This window comes from Alteromonas sp. Mac1, assembly GCF_001562125.1.
Lineage (GTDB): Bacteria > Pseudomonadota > Gammaproteobacteria > Enterobacterales > Alteromonadaceae > Alteromonas > Alteromonas stellipolaris.
On the sequence record NZ_CP013932.1, the window covers coordinates 3,827,839 to 3,845,101 of the forward strand.

Here is a 17,263-nt window from a genome sequence, read left to right on the forward strand (position 1 = left end):
CATTGACTAATTAAATTGTATTAATCCACTATGCAGTGGTGTTTTTGTCATATCGTTGTAGCCCAACACTTCAAAATCGTATACTCCTGATTCGACGTGCTGTAATCCCATGTTTATGAAAATTTCGCTTGTAGAGGTTAAATGTAAAGCGCTTGTCGTGAACACTTGCTCTCCTTTTTGATTAGTTAACGTGAACCCATAGCTGGGGTAATCAAATTCAGGTATTTCAGTATCAACGTAGATTGCAAACACGAGCTGGCTGTCCGATTGAGTCACCTTAACCGCATCAAATTCTGAAGCTCGAACGTTAGCCATTTCTAAGCGATAAACATTTAAATCGGAATTCGGAGCTAAGCGCTGAGAGGTATTGAACGGCGTAGGCATTAACAAAACGAGAATCATTGCAGCTGCCGCGGCCCAAAGTGGAATAGGCTGTTTCCACATTCGAGGTTTGCTTTGCATAGGCGTTATATTATCAACACTGTTTGCTTGCATTCCTTTGTACAAACGCTCTGTAAGCTCTAGTTGATCTAAACACGCTTGGTTAGACAAAAAATAAGCTTCAAACTCCGCTTCTTCACTCGGTGTCATTCTACCTAGCACATACCGCTCTATTCTTTCATCTTGCTTCACTGCGCAAACTCCTAACCATGAGTACTCTGGGTCTATTGTTTGTGAAATGCCTATGCTCTTGTGTACTAACGTCTTGTGCACTAACTAGGCCAAACCTCTCAGTGAAATTCATATCAGTTATCTTCCATTACCGCTAACCACAGCGTTTTAAACCGCTGTTTACAGCGATAAAGCACATTGTCGAAGTTTTTAGCGTTAACATTTAGTTCATTACAAATCAGGCTTTTATCTTGTTCATGTATATAGTAACGATGGAGTAATTCTCTATCTCTCGGTGTATTCAACTCTTTAATAACCGTTTGAACAAGCAAGCCTAAATTATGTCGTTCTAGCGCATCCTCGGGCGATTGTGTTGACGGGCCGGAATACTCAGACTCCAACGCTTCCCCCATACCCGTTTGTTGGCGCTTAATGTCATTTTTTCTAAAATGCATCAGTAGCTGATTTTTGGCCGTCTGAAGAATAAACGCTGACAACTTAGCTGGTTCACGTAGCTCATTATTTCGAATACGTTCAATAACAATACGCCACGTTTCTTGACTAATATCTGCGGTCAAATCAAGGTCGTGACACTTTCGCCGAAGCACATAACGTAACCCCCTTTTATATCGCTCTATCATTTGTAATTCTGCGGCAGCATCACCCGCTAAAATCCCTTTTACTAAAGCGGTAGCAATAACGCTCTCAGACTCAGTCATGCCGCGTTACCATGTAAAACAAATCCCGCCCAGTAATAGGGCGATCGCCACGGGTGAGTTCCATTTTTTCTTTTGTGATTTTTCACCGCCACTTTCGCTTTTTCTAATGCTTCAGAGATGGGTAATTCATGTTGTAGTAAATAACGATAAAACTCCTTCATCAGCATCGCGGTTGCATCGTCTTGTACTTGCCACAAACTGCCTATAACACTATGTGCTCCAGCTTCGATGAAGGCGCGGGTTAAACCAAGCATGCCTTCGCCCTCTATCAAGTGTCCTTGGGTAGTTTCGCAACCACTTAACACAACAAGTTGAGCTTTTAGCCTAAGCCGCCTGATTTCCGAGGCAAACAGCAAATTGTCTGCACTTGAATCGTTTGATAAAACGAGTCCACCCAATTCAGGCACTTGATTATTTGCTAACCCATGTGTCGCCATATGCACAATATTAAAGGTAGATAAATCTAATTCTGCTAACGCTTGTTTACTGGCTTTACCTTTATTTAGAAGGGTTATCGGTTGAGCAGAGAACTCGTTTATGTAACTTGCCTCTTTTGCTGTATAAGGCAATGAGGAAGACTGAAAACCATAGCCTAGCGGGCTGCTTTGGTCTTTTGGCATAGTCTTCATTAAAGGGTCTGCCACAACAAGAATACTGCCTTCATCCACAGCGGTAGCGTAATTATCTCTTCTCGAATCTACTATGTTTTTCAAAGAATGTTGATAGCTTACTGACCAGCCGCTCTGCGCGGGAGAAGATGCTGGCAGTAACGAAAATGGTAAACGGGTTAACGCGCCATCCGGTATTACAATTAAGTTCGTTTTGCCTTTGAATAGAGACTCTGCATTGCTAGGAAAAAGTGTATTGCGTAGCTCTGCCACCTCTTTACGCATTTTACGCAAAGGCAGTTTTTGCGATATCACATTCAGTACAGCGCCCACACGTTCACTAAAAAAACGCTCATGTTCACTCTTAAAGCTTACAATCTGCTGCTGATCAATAAACCACAACCTAGACTCTACTTCTGCGGTATCGATAAATAACACCATGTCATGCTCTGTTAAAGACTGCTGAAGTTGGGCCAATGATTTGGCCGAAAATTTAGCGGTAGACTGCGGAACAACATAATTGTCACTCTCAAGCTGATATAACGCTTCTGACAATGCCCGTATCTCTCTGATGGTCTGTTTTCTCTGCTGTGTTTCAATTTGTGTACTAAGCTCAATCAATTTCACCTGCTGTTTTTGATTGAGCTTTTTTTGTTCACGTTGAATGTCGTTATTAGTGCTATTGTCGCGGTAAAGACCGTACCCTATGGTTCGTGATCGCGCAGCCTCAGCAAGTAATAAGCTCTGCTCTGCAGAAAGTGAGTTATCAACACGAATCAGCAAACTGACCACCTTCTGATAGGTGGAGAAATACCCCCTACGTAAATCAGTTCGCTTTATTTCTGAAAAAATAGCATCGATCTGCTCGCTAATATCACGCCCTATTTGTAGTGCAAGTACTGGTTTAATTTGGGCTATTTCATTGGCATAGGCATATGTACTGTCTAATTGTGATAGCGTGGAGCGCGTTTGAATAAGTTTGCTCGTTCCTTTATTAAAATAGGTTTCAGCATTTTCGAAGTTACCCATGGATGCATGCAGCGTGGCCATTTGTATTTGTGCTAAGCCAATTGACCGAATATCTTGCGTTTGCATCAGAACATTTAACGCATTTTCCTGATATTTCATTGCCTCATCTTTGTTACCAAGTAACGTAAGGGCATGTGCTAGGTTTGAAGCAGCAATAGCATGCTCATAATCCGTGGCAATTCCGTCAGTGTTAAACAAGTAACTCTCTATCCGCTCTTTCGCCTGTTGATGCTCTCCAAGTTGCATGTTGAGTAAACCAACAAAAAAGTCGATTTCACTCGCCCCCTTTGAGGCATTCAATTCAAAAAATCTGCGCTTTGCTATATCAAACGTATCCTTCGAATAAATATACTGCCCCGTTGCCTGCAGAAGCTTCGCTTTTTCTACATTAGCCCACGCATCTAAATATGCATGCTTAAACCTACCGCTTAGCTTTAGCGCCTGAGTAACATGATGATTGGCTTGCTCGATATTGCCTAGTTGTCGATATACACCCGAGAGTTTGATATGCAAGTTCGTGATTGCGTAGTTATCTGAAATTTGGGTTGCTAATTTCTTGGCGAGAACGTATTGCTGCATGGCGTTGTTAAAATCGCCCGTGTGATAAAACAGCCAACCTAAAGAGGTCATGCTTTTAATAGCATTTGACACATCACCTTGTTCTAAGAAAATTTTGCTGGTTTCTTCAAAGGCCGCTACGGCATTCAAATAGCTTCCTATTTCAATTTCTATTGACGCTTCTAACTCTTTCGCCTCTGCATACAACAAGGGATAGTGCCCAGAATTTAGATGGTCGAACACAATGCTTAAATACGCCACTGCGGTATCAAATTCACCTTCCTCATAAATATAGTAACTCGCTAAATCCATGTTAACTTTGATAAGGTAGGATTGAGGGATAGATGTCTGCTGTAGAATACGTTTCAGCAAATCAGCTTGATTGTCGTATTCTCCAAGGTAGTGGCTCACTATGGATTGCATATAGGCACTGAAAACAATGAGAGAGTGATCTTCTAACGATGTTGCAATATTCTCTGCTTTTTCGTAGTGGGAACGCACATCGTGTAAGGCTTCTTTATACTCCATCTCTGCAAGCTGATTTTCTGCCGCAGACCATGTTAATGAAGCCAATTGGATGGCATTGTAGAAATTCTTGCGAGCGTCCAATCCGGTACCAATTGCGCTAAATAGGATATCGCTGCGACCTTGCGTTGGCGATGATGCCGAAGTATCTATTTCAACGTAACAAATGACACAGTCGTTCGCATCGAAGAGTAAATATTCAGGTTGTCTGTAGGCGGCTGGAATATCAAGGGTGAGTAAGGGCTCGCTAGTTTTATATTCATCGCCATAAAGCGCTAAGCGAACATTTGCTACTGATTGCGTTGCTTTAATAAGCACCGCCCCTCCCGTTGTAGGGATAACTCTAAACGTTGCTTTTTCATTAAGGCTTAATTGGAAATTCGCCGTGGTAGCGTCCGATACTGTCACGGTAGGAATCAATGTATTTTCTTCCGCCCATCCAGAAAAAGAAAACATATAAAGCATAGAAATAAAGAAAGGAAAACCACATAGCAAAGCTACTGATCTTTTGAGAAAAGAGACGCTTAGAGTTTCCATACATGCATTTACGCCACCAAAGTATTGTTCAAAAAGTACACTATTTTATTTGAACACTCAAGTCACCTCATATCAGCAGGATTTAATACTCAGCGTTGGCTTTTCCTTTTTCTAACAAAACTGGCAGAACGTAAAATTCGTCTACTCTGTCTTTAAAAAGGCTCATCTATAGCTTTGCTAGGCTCAGTGAACCACACTGCGCCAGTGTCAGATACATAGAAGTGATCTTCTAAACGAATACCAAACTCATTAGGGACCACTATCATGGGCTCATTGCTAAAGCACATACCTAGTGCCAGAGGGTATGGATTATTCTTCACCAAGTATGGCCACTCGTGAATGTCCATACCAATGCCATGACCTGTTCTATGGGGCAAACCAGGGAGATTATAATCTGGACCTAAGCCATCGGACGCTAGACTGTCTCGCGCGGCCTTATCAATATCTCCACAGGGTACGCCTGGCTTTACTGCATTAAATGCGGCGTACTGCGCGCGTTTTTCACTTTCCCACATCGCCTTTTGCTTCTCCGTTGGCTTACCAAAACAGTAGGTTCTCGTGATATCAGATAAATACCCATGCACCTTACAGCCCGTATCAATAAGCACCAAGTCGTTATCTTTCAACACTTGCGGGTCTTTCACTCCATGTGGAAATGACGTTGCTTTACCAAAAAGTACAATGCAAAAATAATTGCCATTAGCACCTACTTTTTTGTGGGCATCATTGATAAAGGCTTCCACTTCTGTGGTAGTAATTCCTGTATAGAGCATACTGGCTGTAGCTTTATGCACTGCAAGGGTCATATCCATAGCACGCTGTATAAGTGCAAGCTCATTTATTGATTTGTGCATTCGGCAGTGGGCAGTAATCTCTGCGCCATTAATAATGCTGGCGCCTTCTGGAATAGCTTTATTAAACCCGTCAACAACGAAGAATTGGGTCGATTCATCTACTGCGATTTTCTTGCCACCAGCAGTATCAATTTCATCCAGTAAATGAGCAAAGAGTGCATAAGGGCTTTCATGCTCTTGCCACCCAATAATGTCGCCGTTTATCACTTTACGCTCTTCAAGGGAGTCAATTTCAAAATAAGGTGCTACGTAGATAACATCACCAGAGGCAGGAAGAATAGCACCCACTAAACGTTCACTGGCATACCACTGCATACCCGTAAAGTAAGACAAGTTAGTGCCGGCATTAAGGTACAGCGCAGCAATACTATTTTGCTGCATATAGTGCTGAGCTTTATCTATTCGAGATAAGTATTCACTTTTTTGAATAGGCGTTAGATCGCTAGTCATATTTGAAAGACTGCCCAGCGCTTCTTCCTTTGTTTTCCCGCCAATAAGTGTTGTCATTACCTGCCCTTATAATTATATTCGTCGATGAAGCAGGTGCACTGTACAACACTGAAATGAAAAGTCGAGAATGCCAGTCAGAGGATCATTCCCCCCCTACCTGCTTGGGTAATTTAAGCGTAAATGTGGTGTCTAATTCACTCGATTCATCCACAGGGGCAAGTGCCAACGTTCCTTGCATTTTCTTCGCCAAATTAAAACAGACAGACAACCCCATGCCTGTTCCCTCACCAACGTCTTTTGTAGTGAAGAAAGGGTCAAAAACATGTTTACGACTTTTTTCTGCTATACCGCCCGCGTTATCTGAAACATTTATTAGTACAAACTCCGATTTTTCTTCAACACTGACTTTGATGACTCTATGCTGAGTTTGCTTCTCTGACGTGGCGTGGGCTTGAATCGCATTTTTAACCAAATTGGCGATTATCTGTTGGATGAACCCTTTATGTGACGTTATCCTAATATCACTATCAATAGCTAATTGTACTTCAACATCATCACTCAATTCATATTTGAGCATTCGAACGGTTTCTTTGGTTACTTCACTGAGGTTTAGCAGCTGATTCTCAAGTGATTCTTTACGAGAATAGCTCCCCAAGTCACTAATGATATCCCTTACTCTCAGTAGACCTTCTTTTGAATCATGAACAAGCGCTTTTATATCTTCGGTCACAAAATCAATATCACTGGTTTGTTTAAAGCTTTGTATTGATTGGGTGAGCTTCTGACTTACTGGCTGCTCAATTTCGTTAATAGATTGAATGAGCTGTTCGTGCAAATCCACCATGCTGATTAGCGTTTCTACGTAATGATCTAGGGGGTCGAAGTTGCTGATAACAAATGCCAACGGATTATTTATTTCATGGGCAATCCCAGCTGCCATATGACCAACAGAAGCCATTTTTTCTGCATGAATCAGATGATCTTGGGTTACTTTCAGTTCGGCCAAGGTTTCTTTTAAACGCTGATAATGCGTGGCCATTCGCGATTCGGCAAATCGACGTTCTAATATTATTTTAAGCTGCAAGGAAGCGTCACGCATAACGTTTAGCTGCGTGGTAGATACGCTATCTAGCGCCTCTTCACTTATGAAACAAATAATGGACGTCAAATTATTGTTGTACACAATCAACGGAAATACTAAGTAGCTCGCCACTGGGTTTGGCAATATATCGATTAATGCGCGCATAGGTGCAAGCTCAGGCGACAAGTTAACCACGGGGGCCTTACATTGCAGGGCTAGGTTGATGATATATCGCTTTGTATCATCATCTACAGCTTCAAGTTCGCTCGGGCTGATAGAGGGCTGGGAAGTGGGTACACAGGTAACTTTAGCGGGAGTAACCACTAAACCACTATGTCCACCACAAAATTGCAGCAACGCTTCTGCATAGGATGCGATTAACGCTTGAATGTTCTGACGTTGATGGGAAAATCGATTCACCGAGGTGAGCATATTCACTTGCGCATCTTTTTCCATTAGATGCTTTTTGCTAATGATAATGCGCTTAATAATGCGCGCTATTTTACGTTGTACAAACGTAGCGTCTTCCTTATTTAAGCGGATAACATCGTCCACATCCGCCTTATTCATTATTTCACTTGGTGTGGTAGAAACTGCATCACTCACGCAAATAACCAAGGTGCTACTATGCGATGCTAATGACGTTCGCACGTAGTGTACGATCTCAATACTATCCGATTCACTTTGTGCATCATTAATATGGAAAAACAATTTGTCTGGCGTATTGGAACGCAGTGCTTTTTTTAGCTTTTTGGCTGATGAATAACAGTGAGTGTTGAGGCCTTCGGGTAAAAACTCAGCCAACTCAGATGGCGCGTTAGTGTATATCATTGCCATTTGAGGCAGATTAGAATTCACCATTGATTTGAAGATTTCATCCTTTTGCTCTATTTATTCTTAATAAACTTATAGTTTGTTTTTGCAAAAAGGAGTATTAATAACTCTATGAAAAATATCGTGCGCTTAATTTATTTGAGTTCGGCAACCCGAGATATGTCGCTTTCAGACATGAAAGATATCTTAACTTATGCCCGTAAGAATAATCAGTCTTTAGGGATCTGCGGGATGCTCTGCTACGACAACCGCTATTTTGTACAAGCCCTGGAAGGTGAGCGCGAAGCGGTTAATGAATTATTTTTTCATATTTCAGATGATGCTCGACATTCGGATGTCATTATCACCAGTTACGAATATATCGATAAGCCCACTTTTACCGAGTGGAATATGGGTTACGCTGGCAGTACGCCAATTTTCACTGAATTACTTGCTCGATTATCACAAACCGAGTTTGAACCCACTAAACTTCCCCCAAAGCAAATTTATGCCTTGCTCAGGCACCTTTCAGCACATCAGCAAAAGGTGTAATGTTAATCACATTTCGCGATCGTTCGCGACTGTTTAATATCAGAGGTTTAGGCTTTAACTTAACGCTTTGCCTAGTCAGTTGTTTTTAAATTTGGGTACAGATTGAAAAACTCACACCAATGAGAAATCGACGATACCTTGTCGTTCTTATCTGCGCTAATTGGTTCATTCTTATCTGCGCTAGTTGGCAGTACACCTTTAAAATGACTCGCGCCGGTATATTTCACCACCTGCATATCAGCAGCTAGTGCACCTTGAATACCCGCTTCTGAGTCTTCGATAACTAAACAATGCTCAGGCTTAACACCTACTTTTGATGCCGCAAGTAAAAATATATCAGGGGCTGGCTTCCCATTTACAACTTCTGTACTTGTTGTAATGCGCCCTTCAAAAAAAGGAAGAAGACCTGTTTTTTCTAGTGCAAACGCAACCCGCTTTGGGCTACTACTGGTTGCAATGCAGTTTCTGACATTTAAGCCGGCGAGCACACTGTTAAGCTCGGGCGTAGTTTGTAACTCTTCAGCAAACACCTTTAATAGCGCGGTTAGGTAGTTATCTCTAAACTCAGCAGGAAGCGAAATGTTGAAGTCGGTTAAAATCTGTCTATGTGCAGATTCATAACTTTTTCCCAGAAAGTGTTCGTCAAAGTAAGCGCTTGAAACCACGACTTTTAAATCAGCCAACATGGCGATGATGACGCGTTTACACAGCACTTCACTATCGACTAATACGCCATCACAGTCGAAAATAACCAGCTGAATATCAATTCCTGGTTGGGACGTTTTACTGCTGCCCATTTGAGTTTCCTTGTATCTTATACCTTACACATTGGCGAGTTACTGTTGTTCACAGTAACTCGCCAGTAAACCGGTAATGATTATGCAACGATTGCGTCACCCCAAGAAAGTGAAGCAATCGTCACGCCTGCTTTATCAAAATGCATAATTTTGCTTTGCGCCGCAGTGAGATTAACCACATCGCCGTAGCTAACCGGGCAATCACCGTCCGCTTTAACCGTAAGTGTGCCAGCGCCTTCTACATGTACGTGCAAAAAGGTTTCAGAGCCTAAGTGCTCTACTACGCCTACTTTACCAGTCCATAACCCTCGCTCTTGGGTAATTTTAAGGTGCTCTGGACGCACCCCAATGGTGTGAGTGTCGTCACCTGCTTTAGGCATCACATCAATGAAATTCATTTTTGGCGACCCAATAAACCCTGCTACAAAGCGGTTAACTGGTTTTTGGTAAAGCTCCAGCGGCGTGCCTACTTGCTCGATAATACCGCCATTAAATACCGCAATACGATCGGCCATAGTCATGGCTTCCACCTGATCGTGCGTCACGTAGATCATGGTGGTATCTAAGCTTTTGTGAAGCTCTGAAATTTCCAAACGCATGTTAACCCGAAGCGAGGCATCAAGGTTAGATAAGGGTTCGTCGAACAAAAATGCCGAAGGTTGGCGCACAATAGCACGGCCAATCGCTACACGCTGACGCTGCCCACCAGATAACTGACCAGGCTTGCGGTCAAGATAATCGGTAAGGTTCAGCATTTTTGCGGCTTTTTCGATTTTTTCGTCAATCACAGCAGGCGCTACTTTTGCGCGCTTAAGCGGAAACGCAATATTACTGCGCACAGACATATGCGGGTACAACGCGTAAGACTGAAATACCATCGCCAAGCCACGTTTAGCTGGCGGCATATTCGTGGCATCTTCACCATCAATATCTATGTTGCCGCTAGTAGTATCTTCAAGCCCTGCAATCATACGAAGTAAGGTAGATTTACCGCAGCCCGATGGCCCAACAAATACAATGAACTCACCGTCGCGAATATGTAAATCTAGCGGCTTAATAACATTTACATCGCCAAAGCTTTTTGTCACTTGTTTTAAAGTAATGCTTCCCATTGGAATACTCCTACTTAACCGCGCCGAAACTTAATCCGCGCACTAATTGTTTTTGACTGAACCAACCAAGAATAAGGATTGGCACCACAGCCATCACAGAGGCGGCTGATAATTTCGCGTAAAATAAGCCTTCTGGGCTTGAATAACTGGCAATAAACGCAGTTAACGGTGCTGCATTGGCAGCGGTAAGAATGAGCGTCCAAAAGGCTTCATTCCACGCCAAAATAACGTTTAGCAGCAAGGTCGACGCAATACCGGGTAAGGCGATTGGCAGTAGCACATGAAAGATTTCTTCTTTAATGCCCGCGCCATCCATACGCGCCGCTTCAAGAATTTCATGAGGAATTTCTCTGAAATAGGTGTATAGCATCCACACCATGATAGGTAAGTTAATTAGTGTCATTACAATCACCAAACCTAAGCGGGTATCTAGCAAACCGAAATCGCGGAACAATAGATAAATAGGGATTAGCACCCCAACTGGTGGCAACATTTTGGTAGATAGCATCCACATCAATAGGTTCTTAGTCCGCTTAGTTTGCACAAATGCCATCGACCATGCAGCCGGAATAGCAATAAGCAGCCCAAGCAAACTTGCCCCTAATGAGATGATCACAGAGTTCATAAAGTGATCGAAATAAGGTGAGCGTGCTAACACATCTTTGTAGTTCTCTAGCGTCCACTCAAACATGAATAAACTTGGAGTGGCCGAGATAGCTTCCGATTCCGTTTTAAAGCTGGTGATCATGGTCCAAAGAATAGGGAAGAAGATCATCCCACTGATGGTCCATGCTAATAGGGTGTAAATGACTTTTGATTTATTGCTGCTGTTCATTGTTTAGCCCTCCAAATTCTTGCCAATAAGGCGCATTAAGAAGATGGCAACAATGTTGGCAATAATAACTGCCACTATTCCACCAGCTGAACCACCGCCCACATCAAACTGAAGTAGCGATTGGGTATAAATTAAGTACGTGATGTTAGTAGAGGAGTAACCTGGGCCACCACTCGTAGTAACTAGAATTTCAGCAAAAATAGACAGTAGGAAGATGGTTTCAATAAGTATTACTGCGGTAACTGCACGTGATAAATGCGGCAATACAATATAAATAAACTTACTGAACGGGCCCGCACCATCTAAGTCAGCAGCTTCTAATTGCTCTCTATCTAGCGATTGAATAGCGGTAAGTAGAATTAGCGCTGCAAAAGGTAGCCACTGCCAAGACACTATAATGATGATGGACAGCAACGGAATTTCTGCAAAGAAATCGATTGGGGTTGCACCAAAGAACTCAGCAAGGTGAGCAAATAGCCCATTTACTGGGTTCATGAACATATTTTTCCACACTAATGCGGAAACTGTCGGCATAACAAAAAATGGTGCCAATACCATGATGCGAACATAGTTTCTGCCCCATATGGCTTGGTCGAGCAATATGGCTAAACCAATACCGCCGCAGATTGTGATAAACAGCACACCGCCCACTAGCAATAAGGTATTAAAAAATGACTCTATAAACGCGGGATCGGTAAGAAAAAACTCGTAGTTCAAAAAGCCTATGTATTCATTATCGCCAGGCATGAGCAAGTTATAATCTAAAAACGAGAAATATAACGTCATGCAAAGCGGAACAATCATCCAAGCTAACAGCAAGGTGACCGAAGGAAACAGCATCATTTTGGCTAAGGTACGAGATTGGGTAGTCGCCATTGCTAAGCCCCTTACAAGTGAAAAAAGTGGGTAAGTGCACCTTGCACCTACCCGTGGTTAATATTTTATTATTTTGGGTAACGCGCTTTGCGCATGGCTCTTTCAACTAATCGCTGTGAGCTTTGCAGTGCTTGGTCTACCGTCATACGGCCCGTTAACGCTGCACTAAACTGCTGACCTACTGCGGTTCCTATCCCTTGGAACTCAGGAATCGCAACAAACTGGACACCCACGTAAGGCACAGGCTCTACCGTTGGATTTTTAGGATCTGCTGAGTTGATAGAATCAAGGGTAATTTGTGCAAATGGCGCGGCGTTCATGTACTCAGGGTTTTCGTAAAGCGAAGCTCGTGTACCTGGAGGTACATTTGCCCAACCTTTCTTTTCAGCCACTAATGCAGAGTATTCTTTTGAGGTAGCCCAGCTGATGAACTTCATCGCCGCATCACTCTTTTTGCTGCTTGAAGGAATAGCTAATGTCCATGCCCACAACCAGTTACCACGCTTACCTAGGCCGTTATCTGGCGCTAGTGCGAAGCCTACTTTGTCAGCAACTTCAGAATCTTTTTCGTTTGTTACAAAACCGCCTGCAACCGTTGCATCAATCCAAATACCGCATTTACCGGTTTGGAACAGCGCAAGGTTTTCATTAAAGCCGTTCGCTGATGAACCTGGAGGGCCATACTTGTCCATTACATCAACATAGTATTCTAGCGTGTCTTTCCATGCTTTTGAGTCGAACTGAGGTTTCCAGTTTTCATCAAACCAGCGCGCGCCAAACGAGTTAGACATAGAGGTCAACAAAGCAATGTTTTCACCCCACCCCGCTTTACCACGAAGACAAATACCGTAAACGCCTGCGTCTTTGTCTGTCATTGCTTTGGCAGCTTCGCGGATAAACTTCCACGTAGGTGCTTTAGGCATTTCAAGACCCGCTTTCGCCATTAAGTCTGTGCGATACATCACCATCGAGCTTTCACCGTAAAACGGAGCTGCATATAGCTTATTATCTACTGATAGACCGCTTCGAATTGCAGGTAATAAATCTTCTACATCGTAATCAGCGCCAAGCCCATCAAGCTCTTCTAGCCAACCTTGGTTACCCCAAATTGGCACTTCATAAGTACCAATCGTCATCACATCGTACTGACCACCGCCGGTGGCAACATCGGTAGTTACACGTTGGCGTAGAATGTTTTCTTCCAGCGTTACCCACTTAAGGTCGATACCTGGGTTCTTCGCTTCAAAGTCACTACTAAGTTCTTTCATGGCAATCATGTCGCCATTATTTACCGTTGCAATAGTAATGGTTTCTGCATTCACTGCTGCACTCATCGTCATTGCACCAGCAAGCATTAATGATAGTTTTTTCAACATCGGGTTGTTCCCCTTTAGGTTTTGAAGGGTATGACTTACCCCTCCCCTTCATTTTCGATGGGGATAAAAGTCACACTCGTTTCATTACTTAATGTTTTGGTTGGTTTGAAAGCGTCAGCGTTTCAGATTAAAACGCTGAGGCTGCAGAACGTTTATTGAATTAAAACTTCACTGATATTTCTGATGTTATACCGTCGAAGCCTGTACCAATCTGGCCACCAGAGTTGGCACCTTCTTCTTGGTTAACGTATTCCACTTTCCACAATGTTCTATCGTTAATCCAGTAACCTGCAGATACTTGTAAACGCGTTACATCGTTATCAGTTTGTTCAATTAGGTCTGAGGTATTTTCAGATTCCGCGTAACGTGCTGCTACGTAAAGCTTCTCAGGAAGAATGTACTGTTGTGCTTCTAGCGCCCAATACTGCACCGATGAATCGCCTTCAATCACTTGATTTGAATCAAAGGTTGTACCCGCTGGGTCTAACACGCCATCTGTACCAAAGTAAGTAATACCCGCTACCGCGTTTCCATCGGAATCGGCAAAGGTGTAGTCGTCAGACGCTTTACCCAACATTACAATAACACTCGTTTGATCAGACGGTTGGTAAGCTAAGTTCAATTGCATAATTGACTGGTTCAAGCCTGGCAGTGCACCAACATGGGTATCACGCTCACTAGATGCAGAGGCTGAAAAATTATAGTTCTCACCATCGCCGAAACGATAGTTGGTGGTGGTTACGCCATCAAGGCTTGCTACACCATCTGTGAATACTAGCTGGTCGCCTTGATTAGCTTGAAACATATTCAAGCCGGCTTTGAATCCACCTTTAAATTCAAGGGTACCTTGCAATCGATAGTTGTAGCCTCGGTCTTCTTGGAACGCTTCGCCGAAGCTAGACGTAGTCATGTGACCCGCCACATTGTAGGAACGAAGAATGCCGCTATCGAAGGTTTCGGTGTAGCTTAGTTGAATACCGTTCTCAGCTGTAGCGTAGTCGTTGATACCATTACCAATTAACGCATTACCTTGGTTGTCAGCGCCATCTTGGAATCCTTTAAACTGGAAAGGAGATGCGCCAATATTACCTACTCGCAAGATAAGGCTTGAATTCTCTTTTTCATAACCAGTAAGGCCAAACATATCAAACTCTATGCCGGCGAAGTCTTGGTGGAACGAGAAGTCTCTGTCGCCATTATTACCAAAATCATTTGGCTCTTCAGCAATATCAATATCGGCTGTGATGTTGTCAGTAATTTTAAACTTGAACATCAAGTTTACGCGCAAACGACCAAAACCATCTGACTGAGTCTCATCCTCTGGGCGAAACGCACCGTCTTTCGCTTGAATAGCCTGATAGTTCTGCATGGCTAGAAAATTAACTTGAACACGGCCATCTAGAAACTCATTAGGTTCACTCGGCGGCACATACATTGGCTTAGATTCGCTTAATTCCTGAGCCCCTACAAGTGATGGCGCCATGGCAGCCAAAATTGCCGATGCCAGTACGCTTAACCCTGCAATTTTAGAATTAGGTCGAGAAGTCGCTTGTTGAAGCTGATTATTTTCTAACATGGTGAACCCTCAAGTTTCTATGTTCAGTTTTATAAAGTGATTGGAATTTTCGTCAGACTCTTGTCTGTGCATATTCTCTGTTCGCTATGAGCAAAAACCTTTGGGATGAACTCAAACGGTCACATGCTCAAGATTGGAGCATATGACCATTTTTAAAATTTAACGTCAACAACTTTTTTAACAAATAGTTTTCATTTATATTTCAAGATGAAATAAATACTTTAAATTCAATACAATAACTAAGTAACATCAAGATTACATTTACAATCAATGTAAACGCTAACAATTAAGTCAAATTAGAAAACAGTCAAAAATTGTTGTTTCAAGTGAAACGCGGGGCGGCAAAACAAAGAGCAAAAGATAACAACGATAGCAATAAACCAAAAAGAATATTAATTTGCTGGTCGCAATATAAGGCAATTTTCGAAGGGGATTTTAGACGCATACAGTTATGCGTTGAACAGTGGGTGAGAGCGTCACCATGCTAGTTTGAGACTCAACTACGTTCTATTCCGGGTTTATGGCGAGTTTTGTGAAGGGTTTTAGACAAGGAAAAAAGGGATAGCAACGAATTGAAGCCTAGCGGGTAACTACTCAAATCAATCTGGAACTGCTGCAATGATCCTATTGCGTCCCGCATCTTTTGCTTTGTATAAGGCTTTATCTGCACGTCTAAATGCATAGACAATATCGGCAGCGTCTTTACATATTGTCCAACCTATACAAGCGCCGATTTTTAAGCCGTTGAGTTGCGCAAGGCTAAGTGCATTGATTTGCTTATGAATATCATTAAGCGTATCGCTAAAATCTTGTTCACTCACGTTTTGTTGAATAATGGCAAACTCTTCACCACCAAATCTACCCGCCATGCATGCCCTATTATTCAAAGGCTGCAGTATATTGGCTATTTCAATCAAAACAGTGTCACCTGCATCATGACCAAAGCTGTCGTTAATATTCTTAAAGTGATCTAGGTCTATCAACGCCACTGCAATGTGATGATGGCTATCCGCCTCAGATGAAAAGCTGGCGTCTACGAATAAGTCGATACTTCTTCGGTTTGGTAAGTTCGTTAACCCATCGTTGGCTGCCAGCTTTCTTAGCATCTCATTTGATGCACTTAATGCTTTTGTACGCTCTTGAATTAATGCTTCAAGCTTCGAGGCTTGCTCGCTTTTTAATAATGCATTGGCCTTTTCGGTATCCCGCTCTTTTTGTACAATTTTCACGAAAAGCCGAGACGCTAATATCACCATGAACATACACGTAACCAATACGCCAACCATGAACATGGTGATAGGATCTAATTGAAGCTCGATCTCAAAAAGAGCGATAACCACGAGTGATAACGTGCTTAATACTACAGGGAAAACCGTTACCGCCAGCCACTTGGCCCTGTCTGAGCCATTCATGTGTTCTTTGTAAATCACAAAGCTTGCGAAAATTACGAAAGGAAACAACAAAATAACGGGTAAACGCAGCGCTTCATCTAACCCCATGTAGCGCCATACAAGTAAACCGATAATAGGCAAAATTAACCCGCAGGCGCTGGCAAACCTCAAGCCATAAACCGTCCTGTTGGGGCGCTTCAAACTAGAAAAAACGGTCCATCCTGCCGTTAACAAGACGGCGTAAATACTTACGGCATAAGTGATGTCATTTAACTGAGGGGTATTTGGCCATAAAATTTCAAAGGAGTAGCCAAATACCCTAAAAAACCAAAATGATGTAGCGAAGATAAAACCGGCAAAACTCAAAAAAGCCATCTTTCTTGTGATAGTAAAAACAACCAAACTAAGAATGGTGAGTATCGACATGGCGCCAAAAAATGTCATATCACGCTGCAGCGAATCGACATACATCTTGTTCACCTTTTCGGGGGTGGCAACAAAGAAGTTGTAGCGCAGTATTTTTCCTTCCATATAACCATAGATTTGTATTTTATCTTTGGCGGGAAGTATGAAGGGGAAATGATAATTAGGTACCAGCACTTCTCGGCTGGAAAATGGCAGCGCGTCGCCGGTTATCCATGAGTGGGTGCCATCTGACACGTACAAATGCTCAATCGAAGGGAAAGTAATAGAAAACCAAAGGGGAACAGGCTGATCAAGTGCATTTTCGATGGTAACCCGAAAATGCAAATACTGATGGGTTTCGCGGTTTATTTCACTATCATCGTCTACCCATAATTCGCTACCTACAAGGGTATCACCGTCAGCGACTGCAAATTCCATATGCCCAGTTAAATCGAGTTGTAACGCCTTATCATTAAATAAAGCATTGCTGTAGCAAGCTGTACTTTGCACCATAATCAGCAGTGCGAAAAGCACAAGCAAAAGCCTAACCATGTAGG

At 42.7% G+C, this 17,263-nt stretch carries 13 protein-coding genes; 1 reads left to right on the top strand and 12 read right to left on the bottom strand.

The annotated features are described in order from the left end of the window. Nucleotides 1–6: 6 nt before the first annotated feature. From AV939_RS16305 to AV939_RS16325, 5 genes are all read right to left on the bottom strand, one after another. Nucleotides 7–633 (bottom strand): hypothetical protein, encoded by a 627-nt coding sequence (locus tag AV939_RS16305; protein WP_057789605.1) that lies wholly within the window; start codon nucleotides 631–633, stop codon nucleotides 7–9. Between the two features lie 113 nt (nucleotides 634–746). Continuing rightward, nucleotides 747–1,331, bottom strand: a complete 585-nt coding sequence (locus AV939_RS16310) for an RNA polymerase sigma factor (RefSeq protein ID WP_057789603.1) — start codon at nucleotides 1,329–1,331, stop codon at nucleotides 747–749. After that, on the bottom strand, nucleotides 1,328–4,507 hold the full coding sequence (locus AV939_RS16315) for a CHAT domain-containing protein (protein WP_158443224.1): 3,180 nt from the start codon (nucleotides 4,505–4,507) through the stop codon (nucleotides 1,328–1,330). Before AV939_RS16315 ends, AV939_RS16310 begins: the two co-directional genes overlap by 4 nt. Before the next feature lie 233 nt (nucleotides 4,508–4,740). Then, nucleotides 4,741–5,949 (bottom strand): M24 family metallopeptidase, encoded by a 1,209-nt coding sequence (locus tag AV939_RS16320; RefSeq protein WP_057789598.1) that lies wholly within the window; start codon nucleotides 5,947–5,949, stop codon nucleotides 4,741–4,743. Between the two features lie 85 nt (nucleotides 5,950–6,034). Continuing rightward, nucleotides 6,035–7,834 carry a sensor histidine kinase gene (locus tag AV939_RS16325; RefSeq protein ID WP_057789596.1) on the bottom strand — a complete coding sequence of 600 codons (1,800 nt, stop codon included), beginning with the start codon at nucleotides 7,832–7,834 and terminating at the stop codon, nucleotides 6,035–6,037. 84 nt (nucleotides 7,835–7,918) lie between these two features. On the opposite strand from AV939_RS16325, the gene AV939_RS16330 reads away from it, so the two are divergent. Beyond that, nucleotides 7,919–8,338 carry a BLUF domain-containing protein gene (locus tag AV939_RS16330; protein ID WP_057789594.1) on the top strand — a complete coding sequence of 140 codons (420 nt, stop codon included), beginning with the start codon at nucleotides 7,919–7,921 and terminating at the stop codon, nucleotides 8,336–8,338. Nucleotides 8,339–8,409: 71 nt separating this feature from the next. Here AV939_RS16330 and AV939_RS16335 read toward each other — a convergent pair whose 3' ends face one another. From AV939_RS16335 to AV939_RS16365, 7 genes are all read right to left on the bottom strand, one after another. Next, complete coding sequence (locus tag AV939_RS16335; RefSeq protein WP_057789593.1) at nucleotides 8,410–9,135, bottom strand: HAD family hydrolase; 726 nt, start codon at nucleotides 9,133–9,135, stop codon at nucleotides 8,410–8,412. Nucleotides 9,136–9,215: 80 nt separating this feature from the next. Beyond that, on the bottom strand, nucleotides 9,216–10,247 hold the full coding sequence (locus AV939_RS16340; RefSeq protein ID WP_057789591.1) for an ABC transporter ATP-binding protein: 1,032 nt from the start codon (nucleotides 10,245–10,247) through the stop codon (nucleotides 9,216–9,218). Nucleotides 10,248–10,257: 10 nt separating this feature from the next. Beyond that, nucleotides 10,258–11,082 (bottom strand): carbohydrate ABC transporter permease, encoded by an 825-nt coding sequence (locus AV939_RS16345; protein WP_057789589.1) that lies wholly within the window; start codon nucleotides 11,080–11,082, stop codon nucleotides 10,258–10,260. A 3-nt stretch (nucleotides 11,083–11,085) separates the two neighbouring features. Then, nucleotides 11,086–11,958 carry a carbohydrate ABC transporter permease gene (locus tag AV939_RS16350; protein WP_013782745.1) on the bottom strand — a complete coding sequence of 291 codons (873 nt, stop codon included), beginning with the start codon at nucleotides 11,956–11,958 and terminating at the stop codon, nucleotides 11,086–11,088. A 68-nt stretch (nucleotides 11,959–12,026) separates the two neighbouring features. Further along, nucleotides 12,027–13,334 (bottom strand): ABC transporter substrate-binding protein, encoded by a 1,308-nt coding sequence (locus AV939_RS16355; RefSeq protein WP_057789587.1) that lies wholly within the window; start codon nucleotides 13,332–13,334, stop codon nucleotides 12,027–12,029. Between the two features lie 160 nt (nucleotides 13,335–13,494). Beyond that, nucleotides 13,495–14,910, bottom strand: coding sequence for a hypothetical protein (locus AV939_RS16360; RefSeq protein WP_061997893.1), 1,416 nt, complete (start codon nucleotides 14,908–14,910; stop codon nucleotides 13,495–13,497). A gap of 599 nt (nucleotides 14,911–15,509) precedes the next feature. Then, on the bottom strand, nucleotides 15,510–17,258 hold the full coding sequence (locus AV939_RS16365) for a diguanylate cyclase (protein ID WP_061997894.1): 1,749 nt from the start codon (nucleotides 17,256–17,258) through the stop codon (nucleotides 15,510–15,512). Between the last annotated feature and the right edge of the window lie 5 nt (nucleotides 17,259–17,263).

Excerpts from the sequence above, each read along its gene's own strand:
- AV939_RS16325 (WP_057789596.1), bottom strand. The coding sequence starts at position 7,834 with ATGGTGAATTCTAATCTGCCTCAAATGGCAATGATATACACTAACGCG.
- AV939_RS16310 (WP_057789603.1), bottom strand. The coding sequence starts at position 1,331 with ATGACTGAGTCTGAGAGCGTTATTGCTACCGCTTTAGTAAAAGGGATT.
- AV939_RS16360 (WP_061997893.1), bottom strand. The coding sequence starts at position 14,910 with ATGTTAGAAAATAATCAGCTTCAACAAGCGACTTCTCGACCTAATTCT.
- AV939_RS16315 (WP_158443224.1), bottom strand. The coding sequence starts at position 4,507 with ATGTTTTCTTTTTCTGGATGGGCGGAAGAAAATACATTGATTCCTACC.
- AV939_RS16355 (WP_057789587.1), bottom strand. The coding sequence starts at position 13,334 with ATGTTGAAAAAACTATCATTAATGCTTGCTGGTGCAATGACGATGAGT.
- AV939_RS16365 (WP_061997894.1), bottom strand. The coding sequence starts at position 17,258 with ATGGTTAGGCTTTTGCTTGTGCTTTTCGCACTGCTGATTATGGTGCAA.
- AV939_RS16335 (WP_057789593.1), bottom strand. The coding sequence starts at position 9,135 with ATGGGCAGCAGTAAAACGTCCCAACCAGGAATTGATATTCAGCTGGTT.
- AV939_RS16350 (WP_013782745.1), bottom strand. The coding sequence starts at position 11,958 with ATGGCGACTACCCAATCTCGTACCTTAGCCAAAATGATGCTGTTTCCT.
- AV939_RS16340 (WP_057789591.1), bottom strand. The coding sequence starts at position 10,247 with ATGGGAAGCATTACTTTAAAACAAGTGACAAAAAGCTTTGGCGATGTA.
- AV939_RS16345 (WP_057789589.1), bottom strand. The coding sequence starts at position 11,082 with ATGAACAGCAGCAATAAATCAAAAGTCATTTACACCCTATTAGCATGG.
- AV939_RS16320 (WP_057789598.1), bottom strand. The coding sequence starts at position 5,949 with ATGACAACACTTATTGGCGGGAAAACAAAGGAAGAAGCGCTGGGCAGT.
- AV939_RS16330 (WP_057789594.1), top strand. The coding sequence starts at position 7,919 with ATGAAAAATATCGTGCGCTTAATTTATTTGAGTTCGGCAACCCGAGAT.